Here is a 19,040-nt window from a genome sequence, read left to right as displayed (position 1 = left end):
ATGCCGATTCGCCTGATCATCGTGGACGACCATCCGGTCGTCCGCGACGGACTGCGGGGCATCTTCACCGACGACGAGTTCGAGGTGGTCGGCGAGGCGGGCGACGGCTTCGAGGCGCTGGCGGTGGTCCAGCGCACCAACCCCGACGTCGTGCTCACCGACCTGCGCATGCCGAAGATGAACGGCGCCGAGCTCATCCGCCGGCTGCGTGAGCAGTCGCCCGGCGTGCGCGTGCTCGTGCTGACCACGTTCGACAACGACGTCGACGTGCTGCCCGCCATCGAGGAGGGCGCGACCGGCTACCTGCTGAAGGACACCCCGCGCGCCGAGTTGCGCAGCGCGGTGCAGGCCGCGGCGCGCGGCGAGACGGTGTTGTCGCCGTCCGTGGCGGGGGTGCTGACGCAGAAGATCCGCGCGCCGCAGCAGCAGATGCTCAGCCGCCGCGAGCTGGAGGTCCTGTCGCTGATCTCGCGGGGCGCGACCAACCGCGACGTCGCCAGGAAGTTGTTCATCACCGAGGCCACCGTGAAGACCCACCTGCTGCACATCTTCGCCAAGCTCGAGGTGAACGACCGCGCCGCCGCCGTCGCGGTGGCCTATGAGACCGGCCTGCTCAGGCCCGGCGCCGACGGCTGATTAAGGGCGCCTAGGGGTGGGCCGCCCGCCGGCGATTTCCTACCGTTGAAGAGGCGGCCGTTCCCTCTTTTCCCTTTTTCCCAGCGACGAGTCAGGTAAGTGGTCAGAGCCTGACCTCCGGCTTTTCCCTTCCCTGACTCGCGTCTTCGGCCTGCCGCCGAATCGGAATGGAGATCGCGTATGAACACGCTTGCCCTGGCTGATCCGAGGGCCGAACTCGACGTCGTCGGCGGAAAAGGCGAATCGCTCGCCCACCTGGCCAGGGCCAGCCTGCCGGTGCCTGCGGGCTTCCACGTCACCACCGGCGCCTACCGCGCGTTCGTGGACCGCCACGGCCTGCGGGACGCGATCCTCACCGGCGACGCCGAGCAGATCCAGGCGCTGTTCGCGGCCCGCGAGCTGCCGCCGGAGATCGCCGGCGACATCCTGGCCGCGTACGCCGAGCTGGGCGACGAGCCCGCGGTCGCGGTGCGGTCGTCGGCGACCGCGGAGGACCTGCCGGGAATGTCGTTCGCCGGCCAGCAGGACAGCTACCTCAACATCCGCGGCGCCGTGCAGCTCCTCGACGCGGTCAAGCGCTGCTGGGCCTCCCTGTGGACCGACCGGGCCATCGCCTACCGCGACCGGCACGGCATCCCGCGCGACGAGGTGGCCATCGCGGTCGTCGTCCAGGAGCTGGTTCCCGCCGACGCCGCGGGGGTGCTCTTCACCGAGGACCGCGACCGGCTGACCATCAACGCCGCGTGGGGCCTGGGCGAGGCGGTCGTCGGCGGCCTGGTCACGCCCGACACGATCACGCTCGACCGCGCCGAGCACACGGTCGTCGACGAGACGATCGCGTCCAAGACCGTCATGACCGTGCGCACGCCTGACGGCACGCGCGAGGACCCTGTCCCGCCCGGCCTGCGCGACGAGCCCGTCCTCACCTGGGCGCAGGCCGAGCGGCTGGCCGAGCTGGGGATGGCGATCGAGGAGCTGTACGGCCGCCCGATGGACGTCGAGTGGGCGCTGCACGACGGGCGTCCCCACATCCTCCAGGCCCGGCCGATCACCGGCAGGCGCGAGGTGTGGAACGACTCCGTCAAGGGCGACTACCTGTGGAGCAACGGCAACCTGGGCGAGGCCATCCCCAGCGTCATGACGCCGTGCACCTGGTCGCTCGTGCAGGCGTTCATCGCCGAGATCATGGTCGTCGGCGACCTCGGCGGCCACCCCATGTGCGGCAACATCGGCGGCCGCGTCTACATGAACATGAGCGTGAACGCCTCCCTCGGCAAGGCCCTCGGCATCACCAAGAAGATCGAGGCCACCCAGGAGCCGATCTACGGCAGGCTGCCGGAAGGTGTCGAGACGCCGCTGCTGCCGATGACGCGCTGGCAGACCCTCAGGGCGGCCAGGCCCATGCTGGGCGGCCGCCGCGAGATCCAGAAGCTCGTGGAGCACATCCCGGCCTACATCGCGGACGCGGAGCGGCGTACGGAGGAGATCCGCGCCGCGATCGCCGCCGGCGACGACCTGGTCGCGCTGTGGGAGAGCGACGTCGAGCCGAGATTCAGCCAGTGCAACCGCATGCTCGCCGCCGCGGCCCGCCAGGACGCCGGCTCGCTCATCTACCTCGGCGCCCAGCTGGCCGAGCTGGTCGGTGAGGCCGACGCCACCGTGCTGATGTCCGGCATCCAGTCGGGAGAGGGCCGGCTCGAGAGCCTCGGTCCGCTGCTCGGCCTGGCCCGGCTCAAGCGGGGCGAGATCACCCGCGACGAGTACGTCCGCTCCTACGGCCACCGCTGCCCCGACGAGTTCGAGATCTCGGTGGCCCGGCCCGTGGAGGACCCGGCGTGGCTCGACGACCAGCTCGCCGGGCTCACCGTCGACCCGGCCGAGCTGCTCGACCGCCAGATCGAGGCGAGCGAGGCCGCCTGGCGGCGCTTCCGCGAGCGCCATCCGAGGAAGGCCGAGAAGTTCCGGCGCAGGATCGACCGCTGGGAGGCCATCGTCCGCTCCCGCGAGGAGACCCGGTCGGAGATGATGCGGGGCTTCTGGATGGTGCGCGACTTCGTGGTCCGGGCCGGGGAGGTGACCGGGCACGGCGACGACCTGTTCTTCCTGACGATCGGCGAGATCATCGACGTGCTGCGCGGCTCGGGACGGCCGCTGACGCGGGTGGCCGGGCGCCGGGCGGCGTACGAGCTGTACCGGTCGTTGCCTCCGTACCCCGGCATCATCCGCGGCCGGTTCGACCCGGAGCGGTGGGCCGCCGACCCGGGCCGGCGCGGTGACGTGTTCGACGCCGCCGCCACCGTGGTGCCCCCGTCGCGGACCATCAGCGGTTTCCCCGGCGCGTCGGGCGTGGTCGAGGGGACCGCCAGGGTGCTCGCCTCCGTGGCGGACGGCGACCGGCTGGGCGAGGGCGAGATCCTGGTGACGACCGTGACGAACGTGGGCTGGACGCTGCTCTTCCCGCGCGCCGCGGCGGTGGTCACCGACGTCGGCGCGCCGCTGTCGCACGCCGCGATCGTCGCGCGCGAGCTGGGCATCCCCGCGGTCGTCGGCACCAGGAACGCCACCATGCTGCTGCGGGACGGCGACCGGATCCGCGTCGACGGGAGCGCCGGCACCGTCGAGGTGATCCGGGAGCGGGCCGGCGAGCTCGTGATGAGCTGAACGTCGGAGGACGCGCGAAAGGCGCCGGGCTCGACGGGGAGCCCGGCGCCTTTCGCTGCTCTCAGCGGGTCGCGGCGAGCATGCGCATCCCGAGCGGCAGATCGATCAGCCGGCCAGGGGTCAGGTCCGCGTCCTCCAGCAGCGCGCGGTATTCCTCCTCGGTGCGCTCCCGCCCGCCGGTCATCACCATCATGTGCAGGTCGAAGGCGAGCGGCACGTACGATCCGCGCCCGACGACGCGTTCGATGACGAGCAGCTCGGCGCCGGGCTCCATCGCCTTGGCGCAGGTGGCCAGCAGGGCGGCGCAGCGCTCGTCGTCCCAGTCGTGCAGGATGCGCGAGAGCAGGTAGACGTCGCCGCCCTCCGGCACGGAGGAGAACAGGTCACCCGCGGCCAGCTCGCACCTGTCCAGCACCCCCATCCGCGACAGGTGACCGGGCGCGGCGGCGACCACCTCGGGCAGGTCGAACAGCACGCCCGTGGCCTCGGGGTTGCTCCGCAGGATCGTGCCGAGCAGGGCTCCCGTGCCGCCGGCGAGGTCGACCACGCGGCGCGGCCCGGAGAAGTCGTACGCGTCGGGGACCCCGCGGAAGAAGGAGGCGCCCGCCGCCATCCCCGTGTTGAACACCGCCGCCTTGCCGGGATCGGCGGCCAGGTGCGCGAAGACGGGCTCGCCGTGGACGTGCTCGAACGCCGCCTCGCCGGTGCGTACGGACTGCTCCAGGCCGTTCCACGCGGCGGCGAAGAAGTCCTCGCCATAGAGGGCGGCGAGCGGGCCCAGGTCGTCGCGGCGCAGCCGCGCCCCCATCGGGGTGAGCGCGTACCTGCCGTCGTCGGCGGCGGCGGCCAGCCCCACCCCTTCCAGCAGGCGGAGCAGGCGGTGCAGGGCCTCGGGGTGCGCGCCGACCTCGTCGGCGACCTCACCGGGGGTCAGGCGGCGCCCGTCGAGCGCGTCCACGACCCCGAGCCGGACGGCGACGAAGGTCGCCTGCGCCACCCATCCTCCGGTGAGGATGCGCATCAGCTCTTGGTCCATCGTGTCCTTCCTAGGGGGTCAGGGGGTGGACGCCCAGGCCGTGGTGACGGCGCGGGACAGCTCCGCGATCACCTCGTCCTGGCGTGGCACCAGGTAGAAGTGGTCGCCGTCCAGCGTGCGGACGGTGCAGCGGGCCCTGGTCAGCTCGCCCCACCGCGCCGCCTGCTCCGGGGTGACCTCCGGGTCGTCTCCGCCGAGCAGGGCGGTGACGGGGCAGGCGAGCACGCCGCCGGGGCGGTGCCGGTAGGTCTCGTCGAGCCGGTAGTCGTTGCGGATGGCCGGCAACGCCAGCTCGCGGATGTCGGGGTCGGCCATGAGCTCGGGCTCGACGCCGCCGAGCGCGACGATCTCGTCGATCAGCTCGTCGTTGGAGCCGGCGTGCGTGTCGCCGGGGCGGTGCTCGTGGGGCGCGTGCCGGCCGGAGGCGAACAGGTGCGTCACGCCCCTTCCCCTGGCCTCCAGCGTGCGCGCCACCTCGTACGCGATCAGCGCTCCCATGCTGTGCCCGAACAGCGCGACCGGCCGGTCGAGCAGCGGCGCCATCGCGTCGGCGACGAGCCCCGCGAGGTGGTGGGCGTCGTCGACGAACGGGTCGGCGCGGCGGTCGCCCCGCCCCGGGTACTGCACGGCGCGCACCTCGACGGAGTGCGGCGCCGCCGCGTGCCAGCCTCGGTAGAAGCTCGCCGAGCCGCCGGCGTGGGGGAAGCAGAACAGCCGCAACGACGCGTACGGCCTGGGCTGGTAGCAGTGGAACCAGTTCATGCGAGCTCCGTCGCGGACAGGGGGCGGGGTGCCGTCTGGACCAGCAGCTCGGGCCGGCCGATCGCCGCGGTGGCGTCCTGCCACAGGCGGCTGAGCGTCAGGTGGTACTGGCCCTGCCGCAGCGGGTCGCGGCCGTCCTCGGCGGCCTCGCGCAGCCCGGTCAGCGCCCGGCGCACGCCGTCCGGCCACACCTTGGTGACGATGTCGGCGAACGTGGGCGCCTGCTCCGGCCCGATGGTGGTGGCGCTCGGCAGGCGCAGGTGGTCGGCCCCGGTGTCGAAGCGGTCGTCGGCGTCGCGGGCGACGTACATCCGCGGGGTCCACACGATCGGGCCGTGCGTGTTGACCAGCGTGAGGTTGCCGCCCTCCGTGCCCACCGTGATGCGGTGCAGGAGGTGGAGGTGGGCGTCGGGGTCGTTGGGCGCGATCTGGTTCTGCACCCGGAGGGTGAGGGGCACTCCTCCGACCGTACCCGTGACGCACGAGAAGGGCGTGCCCGGGGCCGTGGCGGTGAACGCCCAGGGGCGCAGACCGCCCAGGGCCTGGCCGAGGATGTCGAACAGGGCGCAGGCCACGTGGACGCTGCAGGCGGCGTCCACGTAGAGCGGCTGCTGGAGTTCGCGCAGGCGGCGGGCGGCATCGATGAAGCGGCGCACGGGGTCCAGGTGGACGTACAGGGTGTTCACGTGGTGCACCGCGGCCGCGGCCCTGGCGGTGCGCAGGGTGCGGGCCAGCTCGTCGGCGTGGACCGGATGTTCCTGGAGCACGTGCACGCCCCGGGACAGCAGCGCCGCGGCCAGCTCGCTGCCCTCGCCGCCGACGACTCCCGACCGTACGACCACGCAGGCCAGGTCCGCGAGCTCGGGCACCTGGTCGGGGTCGGTGAGCAGCGGGACGCCGTGTTCCCTGGCGTACGCGGCGGATCTGGCGCTGCCGCGGGCCAGGATGCCGGTGAGCTCGAAGGGGCCGTCCCGCATGGCCGACAGGTAGATCTGGCCGAACTTGGTGCCGCACACCACGACTCGTTTCACAGCGCGCCCTCCTCGAACGCCGGCGCGGCCAGGTCGATGGGGGCGACCGCGTCCGTGATCTCGGCCGTCGCCACGCCCTCGAGGTCCGCCAGCATCCTGGCCGGGTCGAGCACGGCGTCGGCGTGGTGCAGCCCGTCCGGGACCTCACCCGCCAGGACCGCCCGCGCGGCGTGGGCGGTGACGGCGGCGGTCAGCGCGTAGGAGTCCGCCGTGCGCACCACGAGGGTGCTGGTGTTGTGCGGGCCGCTGAGCTGAAAAAGCAGGACATAGTACGGCGTGCGCCCGGCCAGTTCGAGCTCGGCGACGCGGGCCAGGTCGGCGGCCGACGTGGCGGTGCTCGCGGTGGCGAGGACGCGGTCGCCGGCGATCACGTTGTACCAGCGGGCCTCGGCCAGCCCCAGGTCGGCGGCGACCCGTTCCGCCTCGGCACTCAGGTAGGGGTAGGCGGTGACCGGCCCGGGGAAGTAGGGCAGTTCGACGTCGTGAGCGGGGGTGAGGGCGCGGGCGACCTTGCCGCCGTCACGCCACCCGGCCAGCGCCGCGCCCCGCTCCTCCGCACCGGCCAGCAGGAAGTCCCCGGCCGCCGCGGGGGTGAGCCGGTCCAGCCCTCCGGTGTAGACGTCAAGCCTTACCGCCGGGCCGCTGTGCGCGGAGGAGAGGGCGGCGAGGTGGCGGGGCAGCAGGCCGGTGAGGCCGGGGAGCATCCCGGCGGAGATCACCGCTGTACGGCCGCCGGTGCCGGTCGCGGCCAGCCCGGCGAAGGACGCCGCGTCGCCGGCGGCGTCCACGTAGTCGGCTCCTTCCTCGAAGGCGGCCCGTGCCACCCGGTCCCGCAGCAGGTACGACGGGCCCGCGCAGTTGACGACGACCTGGCAGCCCCGGCAGAACCGGGCGAGCGCGTCCGGATCGAAGGCGTCCACCTGCCACGCCTCGCCCTCCCCGCCCAGAGCGCCGGCGACGAACCGCCGCGCCGCCGCACCGTCGCGCCCGCCCACCCGCACGCGCGCGGCGCGGCCCGCGAGAAGGAGGGTGGCGGCGGCGCCGACCGCTCCGTAGCCGCCGAGGACGCCGATCACGCGGTCGTCCCGGTGATCAGCTTGGCGACTCCGGCGGCGTGGCCCTGGTCGAGGCAGGTGAAGTGGTCGCCCCCGACGTCGCGCACGGCGAGCCGTCCCAGGCAGAGGTCCTGCCAGAACTCCGTCATGTCGTCCTGGAGGGTCGGTACGAGGTTGGTGACGCCGCGCTGGCGCAGGAACGTGATGTCGCCCGCGTACGGCTCGGGGTCGTAGCAGGTGACGGCGGTGAAGCTCTGCCTGAAGACCCGGTAGGCGAGGTCGACGCGCTCGGGCGGATGGTCGAGGCCACGGGCGACGGCGGCCAGGCGGTCGGCGGCCGAGGTGACGGACAGCTCGGCGAAGCGGCCGCCGATGGCGGCGAGGCCCGGGTCGGCGGAGCCGGCCAGCGCGGCGAGTGCGCCCTCGCCCACGTGTCCCGGCGAGGACTCCAGCACGGCCCGCAGGGCGCGGGCCAGGTCCTCCCCGGGGTAGCCGAGCCGGACGGGGTCGAGCCCGCACGCCTGGGCGAAGCCGTACTCGAGCATGAGCTCGTCGCTGATCCGGTACGGGAAGCGGGAGCTGCTGATGACGGTGAGCTCGTCGACGGTGGCGCCGCCCTCGGTGAGCCGCCGGGCGACCTCGGTGGCGATCAGCCCGCCCATGCAGTAGCCGATGATGTGGTAGCTGGGCGCGTCCTCCTTGAGCAGCGCCTGGGCGTACGATCCGGCCAGCGACTCCACGGCGGCGGCGGGATCGAGCTCCAGGTAGTGTCCCGCGTCGTTGATCACCAGGCCGAGCAGAGGGCCGCCGGACAACTCCGGGGTGAGCGCCCGGTAGGGGGTCAGCGTGCCGGTGCCGTCGTGGAGCAGCACCCGCACCGGGCCCTGCCCGCCGGACAGGCGCACCAGCGGGCTGACGTCCGTCCTGGACAGGCCGCGGTCGCGGTCGTCGCGGGCCTGGCGGAGGTGGGCGGCGAGCGCGGCGACGGTCGGCTGGTTGACGAGCTGGCGGACGAGGCTGTCCCAGTAGAAGTTGTGCGCCTCGGGCAGCTCCTCGCGGACGCGCCCGGCCAGCCGGGTGACCAGCAGGGAGTCGCCGCCCAGCGCGAAGAAGTCCTGGTCCCTGCCGACCTGCTGGAGGCCGAGGAGTTCGGCCCAGAGCGCGGCGAGCCGCCGTTCGAGGTCGTCGCGCGGCTCCTCGCCGGCGGGCGTGCTCTCGCCGGCCGTACGGGGCAGCAGGGAGCGCAGCCGCGCCCGGTCGATCTTGCCGTTGTCGGTCAGCGGCAGCTCGTCGACCACCTGGACGTGGGTCGGGATCATGTAGCCGGGCAGCCGCTCGCCCAGGAACGCCCGCAACTCCGCGAGGTCGATGTGCTCCCGGTCGGCGGGGAAGCGGGCGGCGAACACGCACTGCCCCAGCGCGGCGAGCGCGTCGTCGGGCCCGGGGAGGCAGGCCATGGTGGTGGCGCCGGCGGCCGCGAGCAGGTCGAGCCACTCCTCGCGGGCGACGAACGTCCGGTCGCGGCCCTGGCGCACGTCGGCGTAGTCGTGCGGGTTCATCAGGAACTCCATCGAGCTCATGATCTGCACGTGTTCGCGGGTCGTCTCGATGAACACCAGCCAGCCGCCCGGCGCCAGCAGCTCGCGGAACCTGGCGAGCACGGCGGCGGCGTCGTGCGAGTTGTGCAGCACGTTGGCGCAGAGGATGACGTCGAAGGAGTTGGGCTCGTATCCCTGGGCGCGGTAGTCGGCATTGATGTCGAACAGGCCGTAGCGCACCCATGGGTGCTCGGCGAACCGTTCGGCGGCCTGGCCGAGGAAGAACCGCGACAGGTCGGTGAACAGGTATTCGACGTGGTGCCCCGCCAGCTCGGAGATGAGCTCGGCGCTGGTGCCGCCGACGCCCGCCCCGGCCTCCAGGACGCGCAGCGGCCCGCCCGCGTGCCGCTCGGCGACGCGGCCGACGACGGCGCGCACGATGCGGTTGACGTACCTGCTGAGCACGTTGTCCTTGTAGGCGCCCTCGGCGGTCTCCATCTCCCCCTCGGGGAACAGCAGCTCGCGGGCGTCGAGCTCGCCGCGCATCAGCTCCGGCAGGTGCGTGGTGCTGACGCGCAGGAACCTGACCAGCTCGGCGCCGTAGTCGAGCCCTGTCGTGAGGTTCTCGACGCGCTGCCAGAGCGGTTCGAGGGCGGCGGGCTCGCGCAGGTCGTGGTAGCGGCCGGCGTCGTCGCGGCCGAGCCGGCCGCGCTCGTGCAGCGCGGCGAGCCAGCGCCGGACCAGCCGGTGATGGTCGGGCGCGACCCGGGCGCTCTCCAGGATCTCCGCCAGGTCGTGGCGGGCGCCGCCGGCGAACAGCCCGGCCGTGCGCAGCGCCGCCGCCATCGAGGTGAGCGCGATCTCGTCGAGCGTCTCGGCGACCGCCACCACGCGCGGCAGGTCGACGCCTTCGAGCGCGGCGCGGGCCGCCGCCTCGGCCGCCGCGGCGACGTCCGGCTCGTCGCCGCCGCCATCCTCCTTCCGTACGGCCTGCGCGAAGCCGACGAGGCGGCGTTCGAGGGCCCGGTCGCCGTCGACGATCACCGTGCCGGCGGCGACCGCAGGGTGCGCCTGCAGCGCGGTCTCCACCTCGGCGAGCTCGATGCGGTGGCCGCGGATCTTGACCTGGGAGTCCTCCCTGCCCAGGAACTCGATCGTGCCGCCGGGCCGGTAACGGCCCAGGTCGCCGGTGCGGTAGAGGCGCTCGCCCGCGTGCTGGACGAACCGCTCCGCGGTCTTGGCCTCGTCGCCGAGGTAGCCGATGGCCACCCCGGCGCCGCCGATGTACAGCTCTCCCGGCACCCAGTCAGGGCTGGGCCGCATGGAGGCGTCGAGCACGTGGAAGGTCTGGTTGGCCAGCGGCCTGCCGTACGGGACGCTCACCCAGCCGGGCAGCGGGTCGCCGATGGGGTGGTGGATGGACCAGATGGCGGCCTCGGTGGCGCCGCCCAGGCTGACCACGTCGAGGCCGGGCAGCCGGCGGCGGATCTGGCCGGGCAGCGCCACGGGCACCCAGTCGCCGGACACCATCGCCAGCCGCAGCTCGGGCAGCCCGGCCGCCGGCTCGGCGTCCAGGTAGTGCTGGAGCATCTGGAGTTGCGCGGGCACGGAGTTCCACACGGTGACCGCGTGCCTGGCGGCGAGGTCGGCCCAGTGCGCGGGGTCTCCCCTGCGCGCCGGGTCGGGCAGCACCAGCGCGCCGCCGGTCGCTAGCGGCCCGAAGATGTCGTAGACGGACAGGTCGAAGCCCAGGTTGGCCAGGCCGAGCACGCGGTCGTCCTGGCCGACGCCGAAGCGGGTGTTGATGTCGTCGATGGTGTTGCGGGCGGCCTGATGGCTGATCATCACGCCTTTGGGCACTCCGGTGGAGCCGGAGGTGTAGATGACGTACGCCAGGTCGCCTGGCCGTCGCCGGGCCCCGGGCGGCGCCGCGTCGACGGGCTGCAGGGTGTCGACGGCGATCCAGCCGTCCTCCGCGCGCCACGACTGCGTCAGCACCAGGCGGGCCGAGGCGTCGGCGAGGATGCGGTCGCGCCTGGCGGGCGGCTGGCCGGTGTCGACGGGCAGGTAGGCGCCGCCGGCCATGAGGATGCCCAGCACGGCCACGACCTGCTCGGCGCCCTTGTCCATGACGACGGCGACGATCTGTCCTGGCTCGTGACCGGCCGCGCCGAGCGCCCGCGCCACCGCCGTCGCCCGGCCGAGCAGCTCGCCGTACGTGAGCGAGCCCTCGGAGGTGACGACGGCGGTGCGGCCGGGGGTGCGGCGGGCCTGGGCCACGACCTCGTCGTGCAGCAGCCCGCCGGGGAGCGGCGCGGCGGTGTCGTTGGCCCGGGCGCGGCTGCCGGCCTGGGCGGCGGGCAGGCCGACGGGGGACGCGGAGGCCCACGTCTCCTCCGCCGACAGGTCGCCGAGGAGCGCGGTGAAGGCGGCGAACATGTCGTCCACCAGCCCGTCGGGGAGCACGCCCGCGCGCACGTCCCAGTTCACCAGCAGCGCGCCGCGGTGTTCCTTGACCTGGCAGTCGATCCACACCTGGGGCGTCTGGCTGATGCCGTACTCGGGTCTGCCGTGCTCCGCCTCGTCCTGGCCGAGGCCGATGGCGCTGGTGAACACCACCGGCATCAGCGCGGCGTCACGACCGCGCCTCCTGGCCAGCTCGCGCATGACCTCGATGCCGCCGCACCGGCGGTGCTCCATGTCGGCGAAGAGCTGCTCGCCGATGGCGCGGGCGCGGTCGGCGAACGGCCGGTCGGGCGTGGTGTCGACGGCGAGCAGGTTGAGCGTGGTGAAGTCGCCCACCACCTGGTCGATCGACGGGTGCAGGGGCGGGCGATCGAGCAGCGTCAGGTTGAGCGTGAACCTGGGCCGGCGGCTCCACCGCCCGATGATCTCGGCGTAGGCGGCCAGCACGGCCTGCGACGGCGTGGTGCCGGCCGCCGACGCCCTGGCGCGCAGCCTGCTCCACCGTTCCGGCTCGACCCGGCTCTCCCAGCGCTGGAACCTGGCCTCCGCCTGCTGGTCGAGCGCGGGCAGCTCGGGCGCCGGCGGCAGGTCGTCGACGCGGGCCCACCAGTAGGCGCGGTCGCGGTCGTACCGGCCGCTCTCGCGCTGCGCGCGCAGGGCCAGCACGCAGTCGCGGAAGCCGACCGGGACGGGCGGCAGGTCGGCGCCGGGGTTCTCGTGCAGGGTGTGCAGCTCCGCCAGCAGCAGCTGGATGCTGACGTAGTCGGCGATGAGCAGGTCGATCGAGGCGTGCAGGAGCGCGCCGCGGTCGGTGAGCGAGATCCGCAGCTCGAACAGGGGCCAGCTGCCCGCGGGGTAGAGCGTGTGCGCCATCTCCTCGCGGATGGCGGCGAGCCGTTGCTCGGGGTCGGTGCCGCGCAGGTCGCTCACCTGCACGTCGTAGGCGGGCACCTCGGCCAGCACCTGCTGGTGGCCGTCGGGGTGGATGACGGCGCGGAGCATGTCGTGCCGCTCGATCAGCGTGCGCCACGCCGCCTGGACCCGCCCGGGGTCGAGCTCGGGGAAGGCGACCTCGACGTAGCCGTGGCAGGCGACCCCGCCGTAGCCGAAGGCGTCGTTGCGGCCGAGCAGGTAGGCCTGCTGCACGTCGGTGAGGGGGAAGGGGTCGAGGCGGTGTCCCGGGTCGGGGCGCACGGTCTCGGCCTCGGCCTCGCGGCGCAGGTGGGCGATGATCTGGGGCTTGGCGCCGAGCAGCGCCGCCCGGCGTTCCTCGGTCAGCGCTCCCTTGGGGGCGCGGAAGCGCAGGCCGCCGCCGTCCTCCCACAGTCGGATTCCCGCCGCTTCCATGTCGGCGATCAGGTCTCGTACGGTCGGCTCTGGTGCGGCCGGTGCCTGGGTCACAGCACGCCCTCCTCTTCGGTGTCGTCCGTCGTCAGGCCGATCGCCTCGGCGCAGTCCGCGATGGTGGGAGTGGTGAAGAAGCGGCGCAGGGACAGCTCGACGCCGAGCCTGCGGCGGACGATCTCGGCGAAGCGGGTGGCGAGCAGCGAGTCGCCGCCGAGGGCGAAGAAGCTCTGGCCACGGCCTGGCGGCGGAATCTCCAGGAGCTCGGCCCACAGCTCGGCGAGCTGCTGCTCCACGCCCGGGCGTGGGGGGTCGTCCCCGTCCGGTGGTGGCTCCGTCTCCAGGACGAGCGCGGATCTGTCGATCTTGCCGTTGGCCGTCAGCGGCAGCTCGTCCAGCATGGTGATCGCCGGCGGGATCGCGTAACCCGGTAACCGGTCGGCCAGGAACGCGCGCAGCTTGCCTTGGTCCACGTCGCCAGGAGTGACGAACGCCGCCAGCCGCCGCTGCCGCCGATCCCCCACCGCCACCGCCACCGCACGCCCCACCTTCGGGAACGCCTCCAGCGCGGCCTCCACCTCACCCAACTCGATCCGATGCCCGCGAACCTTCACCTGATGATCCGCCCGGCCCAAGAACTCCAGCGTGCCGTCCGGCCAGTACCGGCCCATGTCCCCCGTCCGATACCAGCGCCCACCCGCACCCTCCACGAACTTGACCGCCGTCGTCTCCGGATCACCCCGATACCCGACCGCCACCCCCGCACCACCGATCCACAACTCCCCCGCCACCCAGTCCGGGCAGTCACGACCCCGGCCATCCACCACCCGATACCGCTGATTACGCAGCGGGAACCCGTACGGAACCGACGTCCAGTGCGCCGGCACCCGATCGACCACCAACGCGTTCGACCAGATCGCCGCCTCCGTGGCACCCCCCAACGCCACCAACCGGCACCGCCCCCCACTCTGCGCCGCCAACCGCGCCTGCAGGTCCAGCCCCACCCAGTCACCCGACACCAGCGCCAGCCGGAGCCGGGAGGGCGCCTGCTCGACCGTCGTGAGCAGCATGTCGAGAAGGGTCGGCACCGTGTTCCACAGGGTCACGCCATGGGTCTCGCACAGGCGGGCCCATGCCTGCGCGTCCCGCCGCTCACCCTCCTCGGGCAACACGAGCGCGCCGCCGGCCGACAACAGGCCGAAGATGTCGTACACCGACAGATCGAAATCCAGCGCCGACACCGCCAGCACCCGATCCCCGGCACCCACCGCGAACCGCTCGTTCACGTCCACGACCGTGTTCAACGCCGCCCGATGAGAAACCTCCACACCCTTCGGCTCACCCGTCGACCCCGACGTGAAAATCACATACGCCGACACATCCGGCGACACCACCACCGGACCCGACAACCGCTCCCCCACCGGCACCTCGGTCAACACCTGACACACACCCGCCCGCGCCAGAATCCGCTCCCGACGCGCCACCGGCTGATCCACCCCCACCGGCACATACACACCACCAGCAGCCAACACCCCCAACACAGCCACAACCTGATCCGGCCCCTTGGGCACCACCACACCCACCGCATCACCCGGCCGAACCCCCACCCCCACCAGATGACCAGCCACCCGCAACGCCCGATCCGCCAACTCACCGTAAGAAACGGACCCACCCTCAACGATCAACGCCACCCGATCCGGCTCACTCACCGCACGCGCGAAGAACCCACCATGCAACACCCCATCCGGCACCGAACCAGCCGTGGCATTCACCCGCTCCCGCACCACGCTCTGTTCCGAAGGAAGCAGAGCAGGCACCTCACCCGACCAATCACCCTCCGACAACCACTCCAGCAACCCCCCATACGCCCCGAACATCGCATCCAGCACCCCCGGCGCGAACAACTCCTCCACCGCGTCCCATCGGACCAGCAGTTCGCCGTCGATCTCGCCGACCTGGCTGTCCAGCCAGACCTGCGGGGTCTGCGACACGCCCCAGACCTGTTCGGCGAACGACGGCCCGGCCATGCCCTCGCCGCCGACCCCGAGCGTGCTGGTGAACACCACCGGCATGGTCATCTCGATCGCGGCGTTCCGCCTGGCCAGCTCGCGCATCACCCAGACCGCCGAGACCTCGCCGTGCTCCAGGCCGCGCCAGACCTCTTCCTGGAGCTTGCGGGCTCCGTCCAGCCAGCCGGCGCCCTGCCGGTAGCCGACGAGCAGCAGCGAGGTGAAGTCGCCGAGCACGCGGTGGATGTCGGGGTGCACCTCGCGCCGGTCGAACAGCGTGAGGTTCAGCGTGAGCTCCTGCTGGGCGCTCCACGTGCCCAGGACCTCGCCGAACGCCGCCGCCAGCACGGTGGCCGGGGTGAGCTCGTACCGGCGGGCCAGGTCGGTGATCGCCCGCCACCGGGCGGCGGGCAGCCGGAGCTCGCGCCGGGCGAACCTGGGCCGGTCGACCAGCGCCGGGTCGACGCGGAGCGGCAGTTGCGGGGCGGGCGGCAACTCGGGGAGCCGGGCCGCCCAGTAGTCCTTGGCCGTCTCGAAGACGGCGGGATCGGGGTCCTGCGCGAGCAGGTAGTCGCGGAACGACACCCCGATCGGCGGCAGGACGGTGTCGGGGTCGTGGTAGAGCTGGTCGAGCTCGGCGAAGAAGACCATCATGCTCAGCGCGTCGACGATGATGTTGTCGAAGCTGACGCCGAGCCGCACCCCGCTTTCGTGGCGTACGGCCCGCGCGTCGAACAGCGGCCACGCCGAGACGTCGAGCACCTGGTGCGACATCTGCTCGCGCATGGCCTCGACGCTGTCGGCGGCGGCGATGGCGAAGCGCGGCACCTCGGGCAGGATGCGCTGGAGCCCGTCCTGGTCGAAGACGGCACGCAACATCTCGTGCCGCTCGATCAGCAGGTTCCACGCGGTTTCCAGCCGGTCGAGGTCGATGTCGCCGTCGAACTCGGTGTAGAAGTGGCAGCCGACGCCGCCGAGCGTGAAGTGCTCGGCGCGGCCGAGCCAGTAGGCCCGCTGCACCTCGGTGGGCGGGAACGGGTCGTGCCGGTGCGCCACGTCGGGGGCGAGCGCGGGGACCGGCGGGGCCGCCTCACCGAGGGTGAGGGTGGCCGCGAAGTCCGCCAGCACCGGCGTCTGGAACAACACGCTCAGCCTGGCGTCGGTGACGCCTTCCGCGCGCAGCCGGGCGATCATGCGGGTGGCGAGCAGCGAGTCGCCGCCGAGGGTGAAGAAGTTGTCGCTGCGCCGCACCGCCGGGCGTTCGAGCAGGTCGGCCCAGATGGTGGCGAGCACGGTCTCGGCGGGGCCGACGGGCGGCTCGTACGCCGTGGTCTCCGGTGTGTCGGCGACGAGTGCGGTGAGCGCGGATCTGTCGATCTTGCCGTTGGCCGTCAGGGGCAGCTCGTCCAGCATGGTGATCGCCGGCGGGATCGCGTAACCCGGTAACCGGTCGGCCAGGAACGCGCGCAGCCTGCCTTGGTCCACGTCGCCAGGAGTGACGAACGCCGCCAGCCGCCGCTGCCGCCGATCCCCCACCGCCACCGCCACCGCACGCCCCACCTTCGGGAACGCCTCCAGCGCGGCCTCCACCTCACCCAACTCGATCCGATGCCCGCGAACCTTCACCTGATGATCCGCCCGGCCCAAGAACTCCAGCGTGCCGTCCGGCCAGTACCGGCCCATGTCCCCCGTCCGATACCAGCGCCCACCCGCACCCTCCACGAACTTGACCGCCGTCGTCTCCGGATCACCCCGATACCCGACCGCCACCCCCGCACCACCGATCCACAACTCCCCCGCCACCCAGTCCGGGCAGTCACGACCCCGGCCATCCACCACCCGATACCGCTGATTACGCAGCGGGAACCCGTACGGAACCGACGTCCAGTGCGCCGGCACCCGATCGACCACCAACGCGTTCGACCAGATCGCCGCCTCCGTGGCACCCCCCAACGCCACCAACCGGCACCGCCCCCCACTCTGCGCCGCCAACCGCGCCTGCAGGTCCAGCCCCACCCAGTCACCCGACACCAGCGCCAGCCGGAGCCGGGAGGGCGCCTGCTCGACCGTCGTGAGCAGCATGTCGAGAAGGGTCGGCACCGTGTTCCACAGGGTCACGCCATGGGTCTCGCACAGGCGGGCCCATGCCTGCGCGTCCCGCCGCTCACCCTCCTCGGGCAACACGAGCGCGCCGCCGGCCGACAACAGGCCGAAGATGTCGTACACCGACAGATCGAAATCCAGCGCCGACACCGCCAGCACCCGATCCCCGGCACCCACCGCGAACCGCTCGTTCACGTCCACGACCGTGTTCAACGCCGCCCGATGAGAAACCTCCACACCCTTCGGCTCACCCGTCGACCCCGACGTGAAAATCACATACGCCGACACATCCGGCGACACCACCACCGGACCCGACAACCGCTCCCCCACCGGCACCTCGGTCAACACCTGACACACACCCGCCCGCGCCAGAATCCGCTCCCGACGCGCCACCGGCTGATCCACCCCCACCGGCACATACACACCACCAGCAGCCAACACCCCCAACACAGCCACAACCTGATCCGGCCCCTTGGGCACCACCACACCCACCGCATCACCCGGCCGAACCCCCACCCCCACCAGATGACCAGCCACCCGCAACGCCCGATCCGCCAACTCACCGTAAGAAACGGACCCACCCTCAACGATCAACGCCACCCGATCCGGCTCACTCACCGCACGCGCGAAGAACCCACCATGCAACACCCCATCCGGCACCGAACCAGCCGTGGCATTCACCCGCTCCCGCACCACGCTCTGTTCCGAAGGAAGCAGAGCAGGCACCTCACCCGACCAATCACCCTCCGACAACCACTCCAGCAACCCCCCATACGCCCCGAACATCGCATCCAGCACCCCCGGCGCGAACAACTCCTCCACCGCGTCCCAAGCCAGGTGGAGCCCGTGGTCGTACTCGTTGATCTGGTGGTCGAGCCAGACCTGCGGGGTCTGCGTGATCATCCATCCGGGTTCGCCCAACGCCTCCCGCACCTCAGGGACGATCAGCTCGGTCCCCAGGTTGCAGGCGAACACGACCGGCGCGCCCGAGTGCTCCCCGTTCCTGGCCAGGTCCCTGAGCACCTCGACGCCGGAGTATCCGGTGTGCCGAGCGTCGGCGCGGAAGCGGGCCTGCAGGGTCCTGGCGCGCTCGGCGAACGGCTGCGGCTCCGAGAGGTCGGCGGCCACCAGGATCAGGTTGGTGAAGTCGGCGACCAGGTGGGCGACGTCCGGATGGACGGTGTCGTCCCGGTCGAACAGCGGCAGGTTGAGCAGGAACCGCGGTTCGCCGCTCCACGCTGCCAGCACCTCGCAGTAGGCGGCGGCGAGCACCATGGCGGGGGTCAGCCCGTGCACGCGGGCCTGCTCCTGGATGCGCTGCCACGCGCTGGTCGACAGCCACCTCTCGCGGCGGGCGAAGCGGGGCCGGGCGATCATGGCCGGTTCGGTGGCGAGAGGGAGTTGTGGCGCGCCGGGCAGCTCGCCCAGCCGGCCGCGCCAGTACTCCTGGTCGCGGGTACGCCGTGCCGCCCGCTCCGCGCCCCTCGCGGCGAGGTAGCGGGGGAACGAGCAGGCCAGGGCGGGCATGGGCGCGTCGGGCTCCAGGTAGAGCCGGGCCAGGTCCTTCAGCAGGATCTGGAGGCCGAGCACGTCGGCGACGAGGAAGTCCACCTCGAAGTGCACCCTCGACCGGCCGCCCGGCAGCAGCGACAGCCGCACGTCGAACACCTCGCCGCGGGAGGCGTCGAAGCGGCGGTGCGACAGCTGCTCCCTGATGTCCTCGGCGGCGTCCTCGCCGAGCTCCGACAGGTCGTGGACGGTCAGGCCGGGCCACGGGCTGGTGTCCATGATCTGCTGGGTGCCGTCGTCGTGGAAGATCGCCCGCAACATTCCGTGACGGGCGACGAGGGCGCGTACGGCCCGCTCCAGCCGGTCCGGCTCGACGCCCGAGCCGTCGAACTCCAGGTAGGCGTGGCAGCCGACGCCCCCGATGACCTGCCCGTCGCCGCGGCCGATCCAGTAGGCCAGCTGGACGGGGGTGAGCGGGAACGGCGCCGTCTCGTCCACGGCCGGCTCCGGCTCCTGTTCCGGAGCGGCGGCCTCGGTCAGCCGGGAGCGGACCAGCGACCACCAGGCCGCGAGGGTGAACTCCGTCGCCAGCTCGGCGAAGACGATCCGGGCCCCCGCCCGCCGCCACCGCCCGGCGAGCCGCATCGCGCGGAGCGAGTCGAGGCCGAGGCTGATCAGGTCGGCGCCGTCCGTGACCTCGGAGGGGTCGAGGTCGAGCTGGGCGGCGATGTCGGCGCGCATCGATTCCATGGTCGGTGGCGCGCCGGGGGAGCGGCCCGGCCGCGCGGACGGAACAGCCCGTACTTCCTCGACTTTCTCCAACACGAGACAACCCGCCTATCCACTAGTGCCGCTTACGTCGTGTCGGCGGCCGGGCGGGGTCGCCCGGC

At 72.7% G+C, this 19,040-nt stretch carries 8 protein-coding genes; 2 read left to right on the top strand and 6 right to left on the bottom strand.

The genetic code is table 11. The annotated features are described in order from the left end of the window. Both ABGB14_RS29100 and ABGB14_RS29095 read left to right on the top strand, forming a co-directional pair. A complete protein-coding gene (locus ABGB14_RS29100; RefSeq protein WP_132604903.1) occupies positions 1 to 636 on the top strand; it encodes a response regulator transcription factor in 636 nt (211 codons plus the stop codon). A gap of 180 nt (positions 637 to 816) precedes the next feature. After that, positions 817 to 3,297, top strand: a complete 2,481-nt coding sequence (locus ABGB14_RS29095; protein ID WP_347647010.1) for a PEP/pyruvate-binding domain-containing protein — start codon at positions 817 to 819, stop codon at positions 3,295 to 3,297. A 61-nt stretch (positions 3,298 to 3,358) separates the two neighbouring features. Here the strand turns inward: ABGB14_RS29095 and ABGB14_RS29090 are convergent, their stop codons facing one another. The 6 genes from ABGB14_RS29090 to ABGB14_RS29065 are packed head-to-tail and all read right to left on the bottom strand — an operon-like array spanning position 3,359 to position 18,891. After that, positions 3,359 to 4,333: a methyltransferase gene (locus tag ABGB14_RS29090; RefSeq protein WP_347647009.1), complete on the bottom strand. Its 975-nt coding sequence runs from the start codon at positions 4,331 to 4,333 to the stop codon at positions 3,359 to 3,361. 18 nt (positions 4,334 to 4,351) lie between these two features. Further along, a complete protein-coding gene (locus tag ABGB14_RS29085) occupies positions 4,352 to 5,095 on the bottom strand; it encodes an alpha/beta fold hydrolase (protein ID WP_347647008.1) in 744 nt (247 codons plus the stop codon). Further along, positions 5,092 to 6,126, bottom strand: a complete 1,035-nt coding sequence (locus ABGB14_RS29080; RefSeq protein WP_347647007.1) for a Gfo/Idh/MocA family oxidoreductase — start codon at positions 6,124 to 6,126, stop codon at positions 5,092 to 5,094. Before ABGB14_RS29080 ends, ABGB14_RS29085 begins: the two co-directional genes overlap by 4 nt. Further along, positions 6,123 to 7,202 (bottom strand): saccharopine dehydrogenase NADP-binding domain-containing protein, encoded by a 1,080-nt coding sequence (locus ABGB14_RS29075; RefSeq protein ID WP_347647006.1) that lies wholly within the window; start codon positions 7,200 to 7,202, stop codon positions 6,123 to 6,125. Before ABGB14_RS29075 ends, ABGB14_RS29080 begins: the two co-directional genes overlap by 4 nt. Further along, positions 7,199 to 12,586 carry an amino acid adenylation domain-containing protein gene (locus ABGB14_RS29070; protein WP_347647005.1) on the bottom strand — a complete coding sequence of 1,796 codons (5,388 nt, stop codon included), beginning with the start codon at positions 12,584 to 12,586 and terminating at the stop codon, positions 7,199 to 7,201. The genes ABGB14_RS29075 and ABGB14_RS29070 overlap by 4 nt, the downstream gene beginning before the upstream one ends. Then, a complete protein-coding gene (locus ABGB14_RS29065; RefSeq protein ID WP_347647004.1) occupies positions 12,583 to 18,891 on the bottom strand; it encodes an amino acid adenylation domain-containing protein in 6,309 nt (2,102 codons plus the stop codon). Before ABGB14_RS29065 ends, ABGB14_RS29070 begins: the two co-directional genes overlap by 4 nt. Between the last annotated feature and the right edge of the window lie 149 nt (positions 18,892 to 19,040).

Origin of the sequence: Nonomuraea sp. B10E15 (assembly GCF_039871615.1) — a bacterium.
Classification (GTDB): domain Bacteria; phylum Actinomycetota; class Actinomycetes; order Streptosporangiales; family Streptosporangiaceae; genus Nonomuraea.
This window is presented reverse-complemented; position numbering and strand designations above follow the sequence as displayed.

Excerpts from the sequence above, each read along its gene's own strand:
- ABGB14_RS29095 (WP_347647010.1), top strand. The coding sequence starts at position 817 with ATGAACACGCTTGCCCTGGCTGATCCGAGGGCCGAACTCGACGTCGTC.
- ABGB14_RS29090 (WP_347647009.1), bottom strand. The coding sequence starts at position 4,333 with ATGGACCAAGAGCTGATGCGCATCCTCACCGGAGGATGGGTGGCGCAG.
- ABGB14_RS29100 (WP_132604903.1), top strand. The coding sequence starts at position 1 with ATGCCGATTCGCCTGATCATCGTGGACGACCATCCGGTCGTCCGCGAC.
- ABGB14_RS29085 (WP_347647008.1), bottom strand. The coding sequence starts at position 5,095 with ATGAACTGGTTCCACTGCTACCAGCCCAGGCCGTACGCGTCGTTGCGG.
- ABGB14_RS29065 (WP_347647004.1), bottom strand. The coding sequence starts at position 18,891 with ATGCGCGCCGACATCGCCGCCCAGCTCGACCTCGACCCCTCCGAGGTC.